This is a genomic window from Flavobacterium sp. DSP2-3-1 (genome assembly GCF_049896865.1).
Taxonomy (GTDB): domain Bacteria; phylum Bacteroidota; class Bacteroidia; order Flavobacteriales; family Flavobacteriaceae; genus Flavobacterium.
Map to the genome: position 1 here is coordinate 51681 of NZ_JAFCVD010000008.1, position 16938 is coordinate 68618.

General features: G+C 34.4%; 14 protein-coding genes. 9 read left to right on the top strand and 5 right to left on the bottom strand.

Annotated features, from left to right (window positions below; translation table 11 throughout):
• Positions 1-142: 142 nt before the first annotated feature.
• From ACP7AT_RS10470 to ACP7AT_RS10490, 5 genes are all read left to right on the top strand, one after another.
• Positions 143-3319 (top strand): carboxypeptidase regulatory-like domain-containing protein, encoded by a 3177-nt coding sequence (locus ACP7AT_RS10470; RefSeq protein WP_426064270.1) that lies wholly within the window; start codon positions 143-145, stop codon positions 3317-3319.
• A 251-nt stretch (positions 3320-3570) separates the two neighbouring features.
• Positions 3571-4392 carry an energy transducer TonB gene (locus ACP7AT_RS10475; RefSeq protein WP_426064271.1) on the top strand — a complete coding sequence of 274 codons (822 nt, stop codon included), beginning with the start codon at positions 3571-3573 and terminating at the stop codon, positions 4390-4392.
• Between the two features lie 296 nt (positions 4393-4688).
• A complete protein-coding gene (gene lipA / locus ACP7AT_RS10480; protein ID WP_426064272.1) occupies positions 4689-5588 on the top strand; it encodes a lipoyl synthase in 900 nt (299 codons plus the stop codon).
• Between the two features lie 79 nt (positions 5589-5667).
• A complete protein-coding gene (gene gap, locus ACP7AT_RS10485; protein ID WP_426064273.1) occupies positions 5668-6669 on the top strand; it encodes a type I glyceraldehyde-3-phosphate dehydrogenase in 1002 nt (333 codons plus the stop codon).
• Between the two features lie 18 nt (positions 6670-6687).
• Positions 6688-8853 carry an ATP-binding protein gene (locus tag ACP7AT_RS10490; RefSeq protein WP_426064274.1) on the top strand — a complete coding sequence of 722 codons (2166 nt, stop codon included), beginning with the start codon at positions 6688-6690 and terminating at the stop codon, positions 8851-8853.
• 2 nt (positions 8854-8855) lie between these two features.
• On the opposite strand, the gene ACP7AT_RS10495 is transcribed toward ACP7AT_RS10490, so the two are convergent.
• Positions 8856-9668: a purine-nucleoside phosphorylase gene (locus ACP7AT_RS10495; RefSeq protein WP_426064275.1), complete on the bottom strand. Its 813-nt coding sequence runs from the start codon at positions 9666-9668 to the stop codon at positions 8856-8858.
• Positions 9631-10665: a tetraacyldisaccharide 4'-kinase gene (gene lpxK / locus ACP7AT_RS10500; protein WP_426064276.1), complete on the bottom strand. Its 1035-nt coding sequence runs from the start codon at positions 10663-10665 to the stop codon at positions 9631-9633. The genes ACP7AT_RS10495 and lpxK overlap by 38 nt, the downstream gene beginning before the upstream one ends.
• A gap of 135 nt (positions 10666-10800) precedes the next feature.
• On the opposite strand from lpxK, the gene ACP7AT_RS10505 reads away from it, so the two are divergent.
• The 4 genes from ACP7AT_RS10505 (at position 10801) to rluF (ending at position 14528) form a co-directional block, all read left to right on the top strand.
• Positions 10801-11895, top strand: coding sequence for a Nif3-like dinuclear metal center hexameric protein (locus ACP7AT_RS10505; RefSeq protein ID WP_426064277.1), 1095 nt, complete (start codon positions 10801-10803; stop codon positions 11893-11895).
• Between the two features lie 3 nt (positions 11896-11898).
• The gene (locus ACP7AT_RS10510) at positions 11899-12678 is read left to right on the top strand and encodes a zinc ribbon domain-containing protein (protein ID WP_426064278.1); all 780 of its coding nucleotides are present in this window, start codon (positions 11899-11901) and stop codon (positions 12676-12678) included.
• A gap of 93 nt (positions 12679-12771) precedes the next feature.
• Complete coding sequence (locus ACP7AT_RS10515; RefSeq protein ID WP_426064279.1) at positions 12772-13566, top strand: alpha/beta fold hydrolase; 795 nt, start codon at positions 12772-12774, stop codon at positions 13564-13566.
• A gap of 149 nt (positions 13567-13715) precedes the next feature.
• The gene (gene rluF, locus ACP7AT_RS10520; RefSeq protein WP_426064280.1) at positions 13716-14528 is read left to right on the top strand and encodes a 23S rRNA pseudouridine(2604) synthase RluF; all 813 of its coding nucleotides are present in this window, start codon (positions 13716-13718) and stop codon (positions 14526-14528) included.
• A gap of 41 nt (positions 14529-14569) precedes the next feature.
• Here rluF and ACP7AT_RS10525 read toward each other — a convergent pair whose 3' ends face one another.
• From ACP7AT_RS10525 to ACP7AT_RS10535, 3 genes are read right to left on the bottom strand one after another with little or no spacing between them, the layout of a single operon-like run.
• Positions 14570-15955 (bottom strand): DUF4173 domain-containing protein, encoded by a 1386-nt coding sequence (locus ACP7AT_RS10525; protein WP_426064281.1) that lies wholly within the window; start codon positions 15953-15955, stop codon positions 14570-14572.
• Between the two features lie 54 nt (positions 15956-16009).
• On the bottom strand, positions 16010-16303 hold the full coding sequence (locus tag ACP7AT_RS10530) for a winged helix-turn-helix domain-containing protein (protein ID WP_196828192.1): 294 nt from the start codon (positions 16301-16303) through the stop codon (positions 16010-16012).
• 2 nt (positions 16304-16305) lie between these two features.
• The gene (locus ACP7AT_RS10535; RefSeq protein ID WP_426064282.1) at positions 16306-16920 is read right to left on the bottom strand and encodes a hypothetical protein; all 615 of its coding nucleotides are present in this window, start codon (positions 16918-16920) and stop codon (positions 16306-16308) included.
• Between the last annotated feature and the right edge of the window lie 18 nt (positions 16921-16938).

Consider the following 16938-nt stretch of genomic DNA (forward strand, 5'->3'; position numbering starts at 1 on the left):
AAAATCGCAAAAAAAGGTTCTTTTTAACCTCTTTTTTAGATTTCATTAACATAAAAGTATTCTAGTATTATTGTTAAAGTAACGACCATTTTTCAATTAGTCGATTCCTTTGTCAGCACTAAAAAACAAAAAAATAGTATTCATGAAACAACTCAAATTATTTTTATTTACGATTGTGCTGACAGTATTTGTCGGCAATAAAAATTTTGCGCAAACTACTCAAGCGTCCATATCAGGTATCGTTTTAGGCAGTAATTCAGAACCTATAAAAGATGCAATGGTTCAAATTCGGAATGAGTCAACTGGATTTAAAACCAACTCCTTGTCTAATTTCAAAGGCGCTTTTACCTTCAAAGAATTACCGTTAGGCGGACCTTATACTATTAGCGTTACAGCTTTAGGTCACGGAGAACAAAAGCGCTCCGGCTACACTTTAAATCAAGGTGATTTAATAAATATTGAAATGGTAATGCAAAACGACATGCAAAATTTAGAAGTTGTCGAAGTTGTAGGAAGAGGTTTAAAAAATAAAACAGGAAACTTAGGAGCAGCGACGGCAGTAACCGCAAAACTGATTAATGCGTTACCGGTAAACGGAAGAAATTTTACCAGCTTAATGGATTTATCGCCTTTGAGCAGAGGTGGAAATATTTCAGGGCAATTAGCTTCTTCCACTAATTACACGCTGGACGGAATGAATGCTAAAAACCCAACTTCGGCAGGATCTACAACAAGTCGAAGTGGTGCTCCTTACTCCATATCGATTGAAGCCGTAAGAGAATTCAAGGTCGTTACCAATCAATATGATGTAGGCTACGGTCGAAGTGGCGGTGGAACAGTAAGTGCTGTGACTAAATCAGGGACAAATGATTTTACAGGAAGTATGTTTGCTTATAATCGTGCAGACTGGCTGTCAAGCCCGTACGATATTAGAGGAAACAGACGTCAAAATGATTTTTCTACGTCACAATATGGTTTCACTTTTGGCGGACCAATCATAAAAGATAAATTGCATTTTTTTGTAGCGTGGGACCACCAACAAGATTCCCGTCCATTAATTATAGCTGATGTTCAATCCGCAGAAGACGAATTACGTTTTAATGTTACAAGAGCCACATTAGATAATTTTGTAACTATTGCCCGCAATAAATATGGCGTTTCTAACACTCCACAATATGGAACTTTTGACAAAAAACGTAATTCTGATGCCGCTTTTGCTCGTATCGATTGGCAAATTGACAGTAATAATTTATTGACGGTACGTAATAACTTTACCTATGATAATAATAAACTAGGCTTACAAGATAATACGACCATCAATTTATATGAATCATATGGCGACGATTTTAATGTTGACAACAGTATTTTAGCTTCTTTACGAACAAAAGTAAATTCCAGAGTTACAAATGAACTAAAAGTGCAACATTTATATACTTTTCAAGACAGTAATCCAGGAGATCAATTGCCTTCGTTCAATATTCCACGTGCTGTTGTAGAAAATGTTGCTTCAACTATTAATGGAGCAGTAAGAACTTCGAATATCCAAATTGGCGGACACCGGTTTGCCCAAGAAAAATTCACCAATAATGTTTTTCAAATTGTAGATAATTTATACTTTAACACGGATAAAGTTAAATATACTTTTGGTTTTGATTTAATGCAAACCAATTCAAAATCTTTATATGGTAGCGAAGTAAATGGTCGTTTCCATTTTAATAGTGTTGCTAATTTTATCAACTTAACACCTTATCGATATTATAGAGAAGTACCATTAGTAGCTGATCCTACCGTAACTTCAAATATATTAAACGCCGGAATTTATGGTCAGCTACAAACTAAAATTGCATTGGGATTAGACCTAACTTTAGGATTGCGATTTGATTATGCTAAATACCCGACGGCAACATTCAATCAATTGGTTTTTGATGAATTAGGCATTCGTACTGATAACAAACTTCAGTCAGCTATTCTTCAACCGCGAGTGCAATTATCTTGGGATGTGAATGAAGGCCACAAAGATTATGTTCGTTTAGGAGCTGGAATTTTTGCTTCCGATTTAAATAACTATGCGGTCATCAATAATTTATATTTTGATGGAAATCACACCGCTACTGTCGATGTACGATCTCCAAATGTTCCGATGCCAAATTTCATTAATTATCGAAATAATTATGCCAGTATTCCCACTTTGGATGCGTTTCAATTACCAACTATTAATTTCACAGGAACAAATGCTAAAGTACCGGTAGTCTATAAAGCAAATATATCGTACTCCCATTTCTTCACTGATAAATTAAAAGCAGGAATAGCAGGATATGCAACTTTAGGACGCAATAACTATGTTTATGTAGACCGAAATATGGTAGCAGATCCATTTTTTACTTTGGGCAATGAAGGAAATCGTGGTGTATATGTTCCTGCAAGTTCAATTCCGGCAAATGGCGCGGGAGACTGGATGCAAGGACGTATCAGCAAGAAATTAGGACGTGTTTTAGAATTAAACAGCGAAGGTAAAGTCAATCAATTTGCACTGGTTGTAGATGCTACTTACCGTTATTTTAAAGATGGGGAAATTTCTGCGAGCTACACCTTGAATGACACAAAAGACAATACTTCATATAACGGAAACGTTGCCAACACAGCAACTTTAGTTTTACCGGTAAAAGATGATCCAAGAGACTTGAGCAAAATGAGTTATTCAGATAATCATTTTCGACATAAAGTAGTGTTTTACGGAACATTACCTACTTTTTATGGTTTCAATGTTGGTGTTCGTTATTCTGGCATCGGTGGCACTCGCTACAGCTTACTTTCAGGAGGAAATACAAATGCCGATTTTGTCGCTGCTTCAAATGACTTAGCGTATATTTTTGACATCAATGATCCAGCGGTTCCTCAGAATATAAAAACGGGATTAGAAACCATTCTTGACAACCCTGATGCAAGTCAAAGTTTGAAAGAATATATCAATAAATACTCTGGAAAATTAGCCGAAAGGAATGGCGGTGTAAATGAGTTTTATGGCCTTGTTGATGTCAGAATCAGCAAAAAGATTGCATTAGACAAAAAACAATTTCTGGAATTTACAGCTGATATATTTAATGTTGCCAATTTATTTAATAAAGAACGGGGTGTAAATAAATCTCTGGGAAGTCAATCATTATATGCTTTAGGCACACCAGCATCGGGAACAACAGCTGCAGTTCCCGGATTTGACAGCGCTAAACAACAATTTAATTACAGAGTAAACAATGCAGGACTTCCTTCGCTTTCAGGAAATCCATTTCAAATACAAATTGGATTTAAATATGCTTTTTAAATCTTAAAAATAAATTATTTTAAACCCAATAAAGCGCATTCATTAATTTGAATGCGTTTTTTTATGAATACACAACTCTAAGATTGATTAATACAATAATTAAATAGAATAAAAGTTAAATTAATAAATATAATTTAACTAAAATCAAAAATAATTACTAAATTTATATACTAATACTTTTATTTTGCACGTTACCAATAAAAACTCTTCGCTTATGATTTAATTGTACTTAACCTCTAAAACCATAAATTATGTCAAAACTAAGCATTTACGAAACAGGCTGGATTAATCTTGTTTTTCAAGACAGAAACAAAGAATATGGTGCATATCAGTTGCGCCAAGAAAGTACTAAAACGGCATTAACGGCACTTTTTACCGGTGTGTTATTTGTCTTCGGAGTTTTAAGTATTCCTGTCGTCAGTAACTATCTTAATCCTGGTAAAACTGATACGATAGGCATTCCCGAATTTACAAATATCACAGTGCGACTTACTGACATAATTCCAAATCAGCTAGAGCAAAAAAAATCTCTTCCTGCCGTAAAAACTAAAACTATTGATGCTCCCGCAAAAAGCGCCAAACTGGTAAACCCTGTGATCGTTAAGTCTTCACAAGCCAATCAGGACATTGCAAAAATTACCGATAATACGACGGTAACAAATACAACTACAAAAGGAACAGGAATTGTAGGAGTCAATCCAACTTCATCGTCAGGAACAGAAACGGAAATCACATCAGTTGTTGATACAGGCAATACCATCATCAATAGCGTTGCATTAGATAAACTACCAGAATTTCCCGGCGGAATTAATAAGTTTTACAATTATGTTGGAAATAATTTTGAAGAACAAGAAATAGATGGCAGTGGTTCGATTCGAGTGTATGTTTCTTTTGTAATTGAAAGAGACGGAAGCATGACGGATATTCAGGTAAAAAGAGATCCTGGCTATGGTTTAGGAAAAGAGGCCGTCCGAGTTCTAAAATCCATTAAAACGAAATGGGTACCCGGAATGATTGCTGGAAAACCAGTGCGGACCGCCTATAATCTCCCGATTACAGTAGAGATGAATTAAAAAAAAGAAAAGCTTCAAGTAATTTTGAAGCTTTTCTTTTTTTAACCTTTTTATTTTTTTTACATTCTATCCTAAAACAATAAAAAGTCCGAACTCCTGATTGCAGCGGCATCCTGCGCTGTCATTGTGAGGAACGTCGCAATCAGCGTGAATCTAGCGGAAAACAGGACGACTATTCCCTAAGAACAAGTACATATTGTGCTCCTAAAGCATCCGTTTCTCTTTATTCAAATAAATAAATAAAGGAATCCACAAACAAGCAACTTTCCTTATCTTTGTGCTCTGAAAATTGATATATGGAAACTGTTTTAGAAAATACTTTACTTACAGGAATTCGGGGCGGAGCGGAACTGAGCGTCGCTAAACCAAAATGGTTGAAGGTAAAGCTCCCAATAGGCAAAAAATATACAGAGCTTCGCGGCTTAGTAGATAAATATAGTTTAAACACGATTTGTACTTCTGGAAGTTGCCCGAACATGGGTGAATGCTGGGGTGAAGGAACAGCGACATTCATGATTTTGGGAAATGTGTGTACGCGTTCTTGCGGTTTTTGTGGTGTAAAAACCGGAAGACCGGAAACCGTAGATTGGGATGAACCGGAAAAAGTGGCGCGTTCTATCAAAATTATGAATATCAAACATGCCGTAATCACAAGCGTTGACAGAGATGATTTGAAAGATGGTGGTTCTATCATTTGGATTGAAACCGTAAAAGCCATTCGCAGAATGAACCCAAATACGACACTGGAAACGTTGATTCCTGATTTTCAAGGCATCGAAAGAAACATTGATCGAATCGTGGAAGCAAATCCGGAAGTGGTTTCGCATAATGTGGAAACAGTTCGGAGATTGACACGTGAAGTACGAATTCAGGCGAAATACGACCGAAGTTTAGAAGTGTTACGTTACTTGAAAGAAAAAGGAATCAACAGAACTAAGTCGGGAATTATGCTTGGTCTTGGCGAACAAGAAGAAGAAGTGTACCAAACAATGCGTGATTTGCGTGACGTTAATGTCGATATCGTTACTATTGGTCAGTACTTGCAACCCAGTAAAAAACACTTGCCGGTAAAAGAGTTTATAACACCAGAACAATTTGCAAAATACGAGCAATTTGGTCTAGAATTGGGTTTCCGCCATGTAGAAAGCGGACCTTTAGTTCGTTCGTCTTACAAAGCACAAAAACATATATTGTAGTCGAATCTCGTAAAGTCATAAAGTCGAAAGGCTTGGTATTTTGACTTTTTGACTTTCTGACTTTAAGACTTTAAGACTTATGATAAGAATTGCAATAAATGGTTTTGGAAGAATTGGTAGAAATTTATTCCGATTACTTTTAAACCATCCTTTAATAGAAGTGATAGCCATAAATGATATCGCCGACAAAAAAACAATGGCCCATTTAATAAAATACGATAGTATACACGGTGTTTTACCTTTTGCAGTTAGCGATGATGAGAAAGGAATATTGGTTGATGGAAAACATTTTTTGTTTTTTCATGAAAAAAATATTACAAATCTGGATTGGAAAAGTCTAGACATTGATTACGTTGTGGAATCTACCGGGAAGTACAAAACTTTTGAAGAACTCAATTCCCATATTATTGCTGGTGCCAAAAAAGTAATTCTCTCCGCACCATCAGAAGTTGACACCATAAAAACGGTGGTACTCGGTGTAAATGACTTTATACTTGACGGTACGGAAACTATTATTTCAAATGCCAGCTGCACGACGAATAATGCCGCACCAATGATTAAAGTAATCAGTGAACTTTGCGGTATAGAACAAGCGTATATCACCACGATTCACTCTTACACGACGGACCAAAGTTTACATGATCAACCGCACAAAGACTTACGCAGGGCACGCGGTGCAAGTCAGTCCATTGTTCCTACAACCACTGGAGCGGCAAAAGCATTGACGAAAATATTTCCGAAATTTGAAGGAAAAATCGGCGGTTGCGGTATTCGTGTTCCCGTGCCTGATGGATCCTTGACTGATATTACTTTTAATGTGAAACGTGCCGTTACCATAAATGAAATAAACGCGGCTTTTAAATCGGCAGCACAAACTACTTTAAAAGGCATTTTAGATTACACTGAAGACCCTATTGTTTCCGTTGATGTAATTGGCAATAAAAATTCATGTATATTTGATGCACAACTTACTTCTGTTATCGATAAAATGGTAAAAGTGGTGGGATGGTACGACAATGAGATAGGATATTCCTCACGAATAATTGATTTAATTCTTTTGACTAATATGAAAAACAAGTAATAAAAAAATCGGCTACGAATGAAATATTTTTTCGTTTATGTACTTTTTTTAAACACGCTACTGTTCGCTCAACCCAATGAGAAAACAGATAGCACCGCTTATTACAGCAGCTTGAGCAACTCATACGTTCAAGATAATGATTATAAAAATGCTTTACTAAATACGCAGAAGGCAATACTATATTCAGAAAAAAATAAAAACATCAAGGACCAAGCCTATCAAAATTTTTATCTTGGAAAACTTTACATTGATTTAAGAAAATATAACGATGCAGTTGAATCGTTATTAAAAAGCTCTGAATTATATGCCAACTTAGACCCTAGCTCAGATCAAGCTAACATGTATTACCATCTTGGCTTGAGCTTTATGGCAACAGCAAATTTTGACAGAGCCATACTTTACTTCAATAAGGCAAAATCAATTTACACCACATTAAATATTCCCGACACTGCTGAATTATTTACGCTTCAAACGGGACTTATTTACAAATCAAAAAATAAATTAGATTTAGCATTATCTGTTTTTAAGACTATCATTGCAAAACCTGACAGTCCTAATTTATCAAATACTAAAGCAGAAGCCTTGTACCAAACAGGAAGAATTGAAGCGTTTAAAAGCAGGAATAATTTAGCTTTAAATTATCTAAATAAAGCATTAGACCTCAATAGTAAAACTGAGAATCTGGAACAAAAATCTAATATTTTGCTTGCCTTGAGTACTGTATATGAAAAAATGTTAGATAAAAATAATGCCTATTTATACTTGAAACAGCATCTTAATCTAAAGGAACGAATTGCCATTTTAAACAATAAGAGACTTGGTATTGATGACTATACAAATTTTAAAGAATCCGAACGGTTAAAAGAAATTGTACAAACCAATGATGAAAACATAGAGCAGGCAAAAGCAAGTAAGTTTTCTAAACTGATTAGTATTCTGGCTGTAGCGTTGGTTTCAATTTTATCCCTGTTGAGTTTGTCTTTGTATAAAAACAATATCATCCGCAATCAGTCAAATTTATTGCTAAAAGAAAAAAATAAAGAATTAGAAATTGCGAAAGAAAAAGCAGAAAAAGCATCAAAAGCCAGGTCTGAATTTCTTTCGACAGTAAGTCATGAACTTCGTACACCGCTTAATGCCATCAACGGAATTACCCACTTATTATTGAAAGAAAAACCTAAGAAAACTCAAATGGATTATTTATCATCATTAAAGTTCTCAGGTGATTATTTAACAAAATTCATTAATGAAATTTTAGAAATAAACAAAATAGAATCGCACAATGCTGAAATAGAATTTACAAGTTTTAATCTAAAACAACTTTTGACAGACATCCAAAATTCCTTAAAAGAATTGGCTTTAATAAACAACAATAATTTCACACTCAAAATAGACCATGCTATTCCTGACTATTTGATTGGAGACCCTACAAAACTATCGCAGATCGTAATGAATCTGATTAATAATGCCTTGAAATTTACTAAAAATGGGGATGTGAAGGTACTTGCCAAGCTCGCAAATTTAGTAGATAAAAATGCGACATTGTATTTTGAAATAACAGATACCGGAATTGGGATACCCCCAGATAAATTAGTCAGTGTTTTTGACAGCTTTTCTCAAGGTTCTACAGAAGTCAATCGCAAATATGGCGGCACAGGTTTAGGCTTGACGATCGTAAAAAAATTAATTACAATTCTTGGAGGACAAATAAAACTAACAAGTACTGTAGGCCTAGGCTCGACATTTTCATTTGAATTGGCATTTAAAACAAGTGAAAAAACTTTACTTGTGGAAAAAACTTCAAAAATAGATTACGATTCTAAATTGTTAAACAAAAAAATCCTGTTAGTGGAGGACAATAGAATCAATCAAATGATTATCATGAAAATGCTTCTCAATAAACAAATAATTTGTGAAGTAATTGATAATGGTGAAGATGCTATTGAATTAGTACGAAAAAACAAATTTGATCTCGTTCTTATGGACGTTCATTTACCCGGCATCAACGGAACTATTGCTACAGAACTGATTCGAACATTCGATACAACCACCCCTATTATTGCGCTTACCGCAATATCATTAGATGAAAATCGCGAAATGTTATTATCCTTTGGCATGAACGATGTTATTACTAAACCGTTCATACCAGAAGAATTTTACACCGTGATTGCAGGATATATTTAAAACTAATACTTTAAAATCAATTCTCTAATAAGGCTTCGCACTTTTGGTTCGGCTTCTTTAGCAGCTTCTAAAACTTCGTCATGAGAAATGGTTCCAATACTTTCTTCGTTACCCATATCAGTAATTACTGAAATACCAAATGTTTCCAAGTTCATATGACGTGCCACAATTACTTCAGGAACGGTTGACATTCCCACACAATCCGCGCCCAAAATTTTTACCATTCTGTATTCGGCCAAAGTTTCAAAAGTTGGTCCTTGTAGACCCAAATAAATTCCTTCATGAACTTCTATATTAAGCTCCTTTGCTAATTCAGTGACTTTTGCAATCATTTTTCGAGAATATGGTTCACTCATATTTACAAAACGAGGTCCAAAACGTTCGTCATTTTTTCCACGCAAGGGATGTTCAGGGGTCATATTAATATGATCCGTAATCATTACGACAGACCCTACTTTGTAACTTGGATTCACTCCGCCTGATGCATTAGAAACCACCAGTTTTTCAACACCCAAAAACTTCATTACCCGCACGGGGAAAGTAACTTCTGTCATTGAATAACCTTCATAATAATGAAAACGTCCTTGCATGGCAACTACTTTCTTCTCGCCTATTGTTCCAAAAACCAATGCACCTTTGTGCCCTTGCACTGTTGACACCGGAAAATTTGGAATTTCATTGTACGGCAAAGTAAATTTTACCTGCACTTCATCCGTAAAACTTCCTAATCCCGAACCTAAAATCACGCCATATTCTGGCTTAAAATCAATTCTTTCCTTAATATAACTTATTGTTTGTTGTACTTTTTCCCACATAATTTAAAATTGTTTTGTCAAAATTTTCACTTCTTGAAACGAAAGAACTTTGTATTGGTAAATAAAAAAGTTGTTCGTCTGGCAAACTTCCGTTTAAACGCACATAATCTTTTTCGGTAGTGATAATAATGTTGTTTTGAGCTACGTTTTTGATTTCTAAAATGTCTTTTTCTGTAAAATTGTGATGGTCCGGAAAAGACAAACACACATCATTGGTATCTTGTAAATAGGCGAAAAACGGTTCTGGCTTTGCAATTCCTGCCACCAATACTTTAGCAGCAACTTGAATTTCATTTAGATTTATTTTTCGGTTCTCACCATAAATAAATTCTTCGTAAGCTATAAAAGTAAAGTACAATTCTTGATTTGCAGTAACTTTTAACCTCTTTTTAATCTTATTTTGTTCGTCGAGCGGAAGATTAAAAGGACACTTAGTCACAACAATTACATCAGCTCTCTTTGTTCCACTTCGGCTTTCGCGTAAATTTCCGGTTGGCAGCATAAAATCATCCGAATATAAATCGCCGTAGGACGTGAGTAAAATGTAAAGTCCTGCCTTAACTTTCCGATGTTGAAAAGCGTCGTCCAGCAAAATCACTTCTGGCTTTTTAGGAAGAGCTCGTAATTGTTCTATTCCGTTTTTTCTGTCGGCATCAACCGCAACCTGTATTGAAGGAAATTTTTGAAAAAATTGAAAGGGTTCGTCTCCCAGAATTTTTGCATTTGTGCCTGCTTGCGCCAAAACAAAACCTGTAGATTGTCTTTTGTATCCACGGCTTAAAGTGGCGATTTTATATTTATCCGAAAGCAAGCGAATCAAATATTCGATTTGGGGCGTTTTTCCAGTTCCGCCAACGCTAAGATTTCCGACAGCAATAACAGGCAAGTCAAAAGAGTATGATTTTAAAACTCCTGCATCGAAAAGAAAATTGCGCATTCTTGTTATGGTACCATATAACATGGCAAACGGAAACAACAATTTTCGCAGTAAATTCATTTTACGAAAGTAGAATAAATTATCTTTGAAATAAAAATCTAACACATATTTCACCAGTTTTCACAAATTAAAAATAACTATGATTGTTTGTGTAAAATAAAATTTGTGTAAATCTGTAAAATCTGTGTCAAAAACATGAAAATTAAAGAAATAATTTCTGTACTCGAAGAAATGGCGCCACTCGCCTATGCCGAAGATTTTGACAACGTCGGATTATTGGTTGGCGATCAGGAAATAAAAGCTACCGGAATTTTGGTTTGCCATGATGCTTTAGAAAATATAATTGATGAAGCGATTTCAAAAAACTGCAATATGGTAGTTTGTTTTCATCCCATATTATTTTCTGGTTTAAAAAAAATAACGGGAAAAAACTATGTAGAAAAAGCCGTTATCAAAGCCATAAAAAATGACATTGCAATTTATGCCGTTCACACCGCTTTAGACAATCATCAGGAAGGCGTGAATAAAATATTCAGTGACGCACTGGGTTTGGTAAATACCAAAATCCTGATTCCGAAGCAACATTTCATTCGGAAATTAGTGACCTACACCATTGCTGAAAATGCGGAAGAAGTACGGAATGCTTTATTTGATGCTGGCGCAGGCAATATTGGCAACTATGAAAACTGCAGTTTTAATTCAAAAGGAATTGGAACTTACATGGGAAATGAGCATAGCAATCCTCAGGTTGGAGAGCGATTTGAGTTTGTGCAGGGGGATGAAATCAAAATCGAAGTCACTTTCGAAAAACATTTGGAAAATAAAATCCTGAAAGCATTATTTAAAAGTCACGCGTACGAAGAAGTCGCGTATGAAGTATATGCACTGCAAAACCAACATCAAAATATTGGCATGGGAATGATTGGCGAATTGAAAAATCCCATGAATGAAAAAGAGTTTCTGCATTTCGCAAAAGAAAAAATGCAGTGTGGCGGAATTCGACATTCCAGCTTTACTGGCAAAGAAATTAAAAAAGTGGCCGTTCTTGGCGGAGCTGGAAGTTTTGCGATAAAAAATGCAATTCAAGCCGGAGCTGATGCCTATTTAACTGCCGATTTAAAATACCATCAGTTTTATGAAGCCGAAAACAAGTTACTTTTGGCCGATATTGGACATTTTGAGAGCGAACGGTATACAAAAAATTATATTGTAGAGTATCTTCGAAAAAAAATCCTTAATTTTGCAGTTATTTTATCAGAAGAAAATTCAAATCCAGTTAAGTACTTATAGAATATGGCGAATACGAAAGAATTAAGTGTTGAAGACAAGTTAAGAGCAATTTACGATTTACAACTTATTGACTCTAGAATTGACGAAATCAGAAACGTAAGAGGAGAACTTCCTTTAGAGGTAGAAGATTTAGAAGATGAAGTGGCTGGTTTAAGCACACGTTCAGAAAAATTGAAAGGAGAACTTGAAGTTATCGAGGATCTAATCAAATCAAAAAAGAATGCAATTGATGAGCACAAAGAAGCTATCAAAAAATATACTAAGCAACAAGAAACTGTTCGCAACAACAGAGAATTTAATTCGTTGACTAAAGAAATTGAATTTCAAGAATTAGAAATTCAATTATCAGAAAAACAAATTAAAGAAATGAAAGCTTCTATCGAACACAAGAAAGAAGTAATTTCAAGTTCTAAAGAAAGATTAGAAGCAAAATCAAATCACTTAAAGCACAAAAAATCAGAGTTAGACGCTATCATGTCTGAAACTGCTAAAGAAGAAGCATTCTTGTCTGAGAAATCAGCAGAATTTCAAGCTTTAATTGAAGAAAGATTATTGAAGGCTTACACAAGAATCAGAAGTAGTGTTCGTAACGGATTAGCAGTAGTTTCCATCGAAAGAGGGGCATCTGCAGGATCGTTCTTCACTATTCCTCCACAGACACAAGTAGAAATTGCTTCCAGAAAGAAAATCATTACTGATGAGCACTCCGGGAGAATATTAGTCGACAGTTCTTTGGCCGACGAAGAAAAAGAGAAAATGGAACAATTATTTTCTAAATTCTAATTACATTTAAGTCCCGATACACATCGGGACTTTTTTATTATGAAGAAATTGCTTTTTTTTATATTCACTAAATCTATTGGTTTATACATTAACATGTTAAGTTTTGTATTTCCAAAAAAAGCATCGCAACTGGCGTATGGATTTTTTAGTGAACCCCGAGAAGGGAAATTATCAAAGGACAAACTTCCGGAAATTCTGCAAGAAGCACAGTCCGAAATGTTCCAACTTCAAGAAGATTCCTTTCATACCTATACTTGGAAAGGGAATGATACAGTAATTCTTTTGGTGCATGGCTGGGAAAGTAACGCTTCTCGCTGGGAAAATTTACTCCCATATCTCAAAAAATCAGGAAGCACCATCATTGCCATCGACGGACCGGCTCACGGCCTATCCAGCGGAAAAGAATTCAATATTCCTCAATATGCCGAATTTATTCACGTTGCTGTGCAAAAATTCAAACCACAATATCTTATCGGACATTCCATAGGCGGAAAAACCTGTTTGTATTATCAATCCGTTTATCAAAATGATGCTTTAAAAAAAATGGTAATACTAGGAGCTCCAAGTGATTTCAAAATCATCCTCAACAACTATATAACGTTATTAAGCTTGAATAATAAAATTTCAAAGTCTTTAGAAGCGCATTATCTTACTAATTTCAAACTTAGCCTGGAACAGTTTTCCGGTAAAATATTCGCTTCAAAATTAAATATAAAAGGATTAATTGCCCATGACATTGACGACTCTGTAGTTTTATTTGAAGAAGCAAAAAAAATTGCAGGAGCTTGGAAAAACGTCGTTTTTATTGAGACTAAAGGCCTAGGCCATAGCATGCACGATGATGAGCTGTATAAAAAAGTGTCTCGTTTTTTATTTGAAGAAAAATAAACTTCTTAAATTTTTAGACTTCTTAGATGACAGGAACTTGTGATTTAAATCAAAGAATATTTTACATATTCCATTTAAACTAAGCTTTCACACAATCCAAAAATCTAAGAAGTCTAAAATCTAACAAACAAATTCATTACTTTTGCAGTATGGAAGAAAATCTAAAACGCCTCAACAAATTTATAGGAGAAACTGGGTATTGCTCCCGCCGCGAAGCCGATAAAATCGTTGAAGAAGGTCGTGTAACCATCAATGGAATCGTTCCGGAATTAGGTACGAAAGTTTCTTCAGATGATGAAGTGCGTATTGACGGTAAACTAATCCGTGAGAAAAATGAAAAACCCGTTTATCTTGCTTTTTACAAACCTGTCGGAATTGAATGTACCACAAATTTAGATGTTCGCAATAATATTGTAGATTATATCAATTATCCAAAACGTATTTTTCCAATTGGAAGATTGGATAAAGCCAGTGAAGGATTAATTTTCATGACCAATGACGGTGACATTGTTAATAAAATATTACGAGCCAGGAATAATCACGAAAAAGAATATACTGTTACTGTAAACAAACCCATCACTGATCGTTTTATTGAAAGAATGGGAAATGGAATTCCAATTTTGGACACCATTACCCGAAATTGTAAAGTGGAACAAATCAGTAAATTCACTTTCAAAATCATTCTGACACAAGGTCTAAATCGCCAAATCCGTAGAATGACAGAATATTTAGGGTATGATGTTACGGCACTTAAACGCATCCGAATTATCAATATTTCGCTTGACATTCCTGTTGGTCGTTATCGTGATTTAACAGATGCCGAAATTAAAGAATTAAACGAACTGATTGAGCCTTCAAGTAAAACTGAAGAAGCGAGTCTACCAAAAGCAGAACCTGCAAAACGAAAAACTGAATTTATCAAAAGAGATGATCCCAGGTTTAAAGGACGAGGTGATTATTAAAAAATACAAATCCCATTCAGAAACGAATGGGATTTGTGTTTTTATTTACTAGGTAAAAATTTATAATACAAAGTTTTTGATAAAAAGGACCTTGATTGCATTCGAATAATCTCCTTCTCTCTTGAAATTTCAATGTACTGTCCATCTAATTTATTTTGTAAAAAATAGTCTCTACGCACTTCATCATTAAAGTTCAATCCGGATAAAAAGGTAGATTCAACTCCTTTGTTAACTGAAATATTGTATTGAGTAATTATATTTCCCCAATTCACAAAACTGCATAAAAGAATCGTTCCGTAGAAATACCAAATCATTTGATTGAAAAGATAGGCATTGGTTTTTTGATTTATGATTTTTAAAAAAGCAAAAACCAATCCAACAATCGCTAAAATCAAGAAAGCATAAACACCTAACCTTTTATAAGTCAATCCGAAAAACGAAACGTATTCTGAGTTTTTGATAATAGTACTAAGGATTAAAACTCCATTTAGCAGAATCCAAATCTTAGCAAATTTTTTAATATTTTTAGCTTTTTCATCAAAATTAAACCCTCCTTTAAAATAGAATAAAATAACACCAACCGCCATTATGATTGAAAAAATAACGGCAGTTACTCTTTCGTGTGTATCAGAACTTAAGTTAGATTTTTTGACCACTTCAAAAAACTGTTCGTAATTATATGTTGCGATGAAAATTAAAAGCAACGCATTTAAAAGAAACAACGTAATCTCGCCACTTCTTCTTTCAAAATCAATATCCAGAAACGAAAATGAATTTTTATTTTGCATTTTTACTTCTTCTTTAAAATTATTGTCTAGTAAATCATTCTTTTCATAACAAACCATAGGAATCCAATAATTCCAGAAATTGAACGAAATAAAAAATCCTAAAGCGATCAGCACAAATGCTTGCCACGTATCAATATCTAAATAATAACCAGTAAACAAAGACGAAAAATGATCGCTTCCAAAAGAATATACGATTAAAAACAGCCCAAGAAATACGACTGGAATAATAAAATACGCAAGCAGTTTTTTAGCAAAACCGTTATTAACTTTTCGCTTAGGAAAATATTGACTGAATATCAAAATACGACCTAACGAAGCGATTCCGTTGATCAACACCAAAGGCAGAGCCTGTAATAATTTAAGTTTTGGTTCCTGAGTTTTGAATTGTAAAAAGATTACCGACAAAGCCATGGCAAAAAACGACGGAAAATCACCATACCAGGCAAACGCAAAGCAAGACAGTACCGATGTAACCACTAAAATCAAATGTAATCTACGAGTAAATTTCTCATGAAAGAAATAACATATCAAGGCAGTTTGTAGCATCCCAAAAATGGCCCAATTGAGTCCCAAATCCTCGTTGTAAAAAAGCAGTGTAAAAACCAAACTGCTGCCCAAAATAAAATGTAGTTTTTTCATAGTTAAAAATTTAAAAGTACTTTGTATTTCAAAGTACAAAGTTAAAAAAAAGGATTATTTAGATTTGATTAATTTTTCAAGACTATTTAAGTGGGAAACAAAAGCAGCTCTGCCCATGTTGGTAACGCGATACGAAGTTTTTGGTTTTTTACCAACAAACTCTTTTTTAACTTCAATATATCCAGATTTATCCAAAGCCGAAGAATGACTCGCTAAGTTACCATCAGTGATATTCAATAAAGATTTCATTTCGGTAAAATCAATCCAGTCATTTACCATCAAAACAGACATAATGCCTAATCTGACCCGACTTTCGAAATCTTTATTTAATTTGTCAATGATTCCCATTTCTATTTGTATTTTTTGAACACAATTATTCCGTACAGGATGTGTAAAATTCCAAATCCTATTGCCCAAAAAACAAGACCAAAACCAAGATAAAAAAGGGAAATGCATCCTAAAACAATTTCAAATGCACCCAAATATCTAATGTCCGAAAAAGTATATTTCCCAGCATTAATAAGTGCTAAACCATAAAACAATAAAGTAACAGGAGCAATCAGAGCAAATAACTGGTGGTATAAGAGTGCCATACAAAATACACCTCCAACCAACAAAGGAATCGCTAGAATAAGTAACATTTTTTTTGTTGCATTAGTCCAAACCGGTAAATCAAACTTTTTACTTTTTCTCAAAGTAAAAAATATACCGGATCCCAGTGCTAAGATCAAAACTGCGAAAGCAATAAAAACTAATTCGATTATTAAATCATAGCTGTATATCTTTTGTGCACCATCAAAATATTCAATACCATTATTTTTAAATAATTGATAAGTATAAATTGACCCGGCTAATGCAAATAAGCCAGCGAATACTCCTGAAAGGCCACTTAACGAAATAAATCTGGAAGAGCGCTCCATCATGGAACGAATATGCGATAAATCTTCTTGAAGTTTTTGACTCATAAATAAAGTACTTTGAAT

What these genes read in the sequence shown, in the direction of transcription:
- ACP7AT_RS10495 (WP_426064275.1), bottom strand. Translation starts at nt 9,668, where the DNA reads ATGTGGGAAAAAGTACAACAAACAATAAGTTATATTAAGGAAAGAATT.
- ACP7AT_RS10505 (WP_426064277.1), top strand. Translation starts at nt 10,801, where the DNA reads ATGAAAATTAAAGAAATAATTTCTGTACTCGAAGAAATGGCGCCACTC.
- ACP7AT_RS10510 (WP_426064278.1), top strand. Translation starts at nt 11,899, where the DNA reads ATGGCGAATACGAAAGAATTAAGTGTTGAAGACAAGTTAAGAGCAATT.
- ACP7AT_RS10490 (WP_426064274.1), top strand. Translation starts at nt 6,688, where the DNA reads ATGAAATATTTTTTCGTTTATGTACTTTTTTTAAACACGCTACTGTTC.
- lpxK (WP_426064276.1), bottom strand. Translation starts at nt 10,665, where the DNA reads ATGAATTTACTGCGAAAATTGTTGTTTCCGTTTGCCATGTTATATGGT.
- ACP7AT_RS10515 (WP_426064279.1), top strand. Translation starts at nt 12,772, where the DNA reads ATGTTAAGTTTTGTATTTCCAAAAAAAGCATCGCAACTGGCGTATGGA.
- ACP7AT_RS10475 (WP_426064271.1), top strand. Translation starts at nt 3,571, where the DNA reads ATGTCAAAACTAAGCATTTACGAAACAGGCTGGATTAATCTTGTTTTT.
- gap (WP_426064273.1), top strand. Translation starts at nt 5,668, where the DNA reads ATGATAAGAATTGCAATAAATGGTTTTGGAAGAATTGGTAGAAATTTA.
- ACP7AT_RS10530 (WP_196828192.1), bottom strand. Translation starts at nt 16,303, where the DNA reads ATGGGAATCATTGACAAATTAAATAAAGATTTCGAAAGTCGGGTCAGA.
- rluF (WP_426064280.1), top strand. Translation starts at nt 13,716, where the DNA reads ATGGAAGAAAATCTAAAACGCCTCAACAAATTTATAGGAGAAACTGGG.
- ACP7AT_RS10470 (WP_426064270.1), top strand. Translation starts at nt 143, where the DNA reads ATGAAACAACTCAAATTATTTTTATTTACGATTGTGCTGACAGTATTT.
- ACP7AT_RS10535 (WP_426064282.1), bottom strand. Translation starts at nt 16,920, where the DNA reads ATGAGTCAAAAACTTCAAGAAGATTTATCGCATATTCGTTCCATGATG.
- lipA (WP_426064272.1), top strand. Translation starts at nt 4,689, where the DNA reads ATGGAAACTGTTTTAGAAAATACTTTACTTACAGGAATTCGGGGCGGA.
- ACP7AT_RS10525 (WP_426064281.1), bottom strand. Translation starts at nt 15,955, where the DNA reads ATGAAAAAACTACATTTTATTTTGGGCAGCAGTTTGGTTTTTACACTG.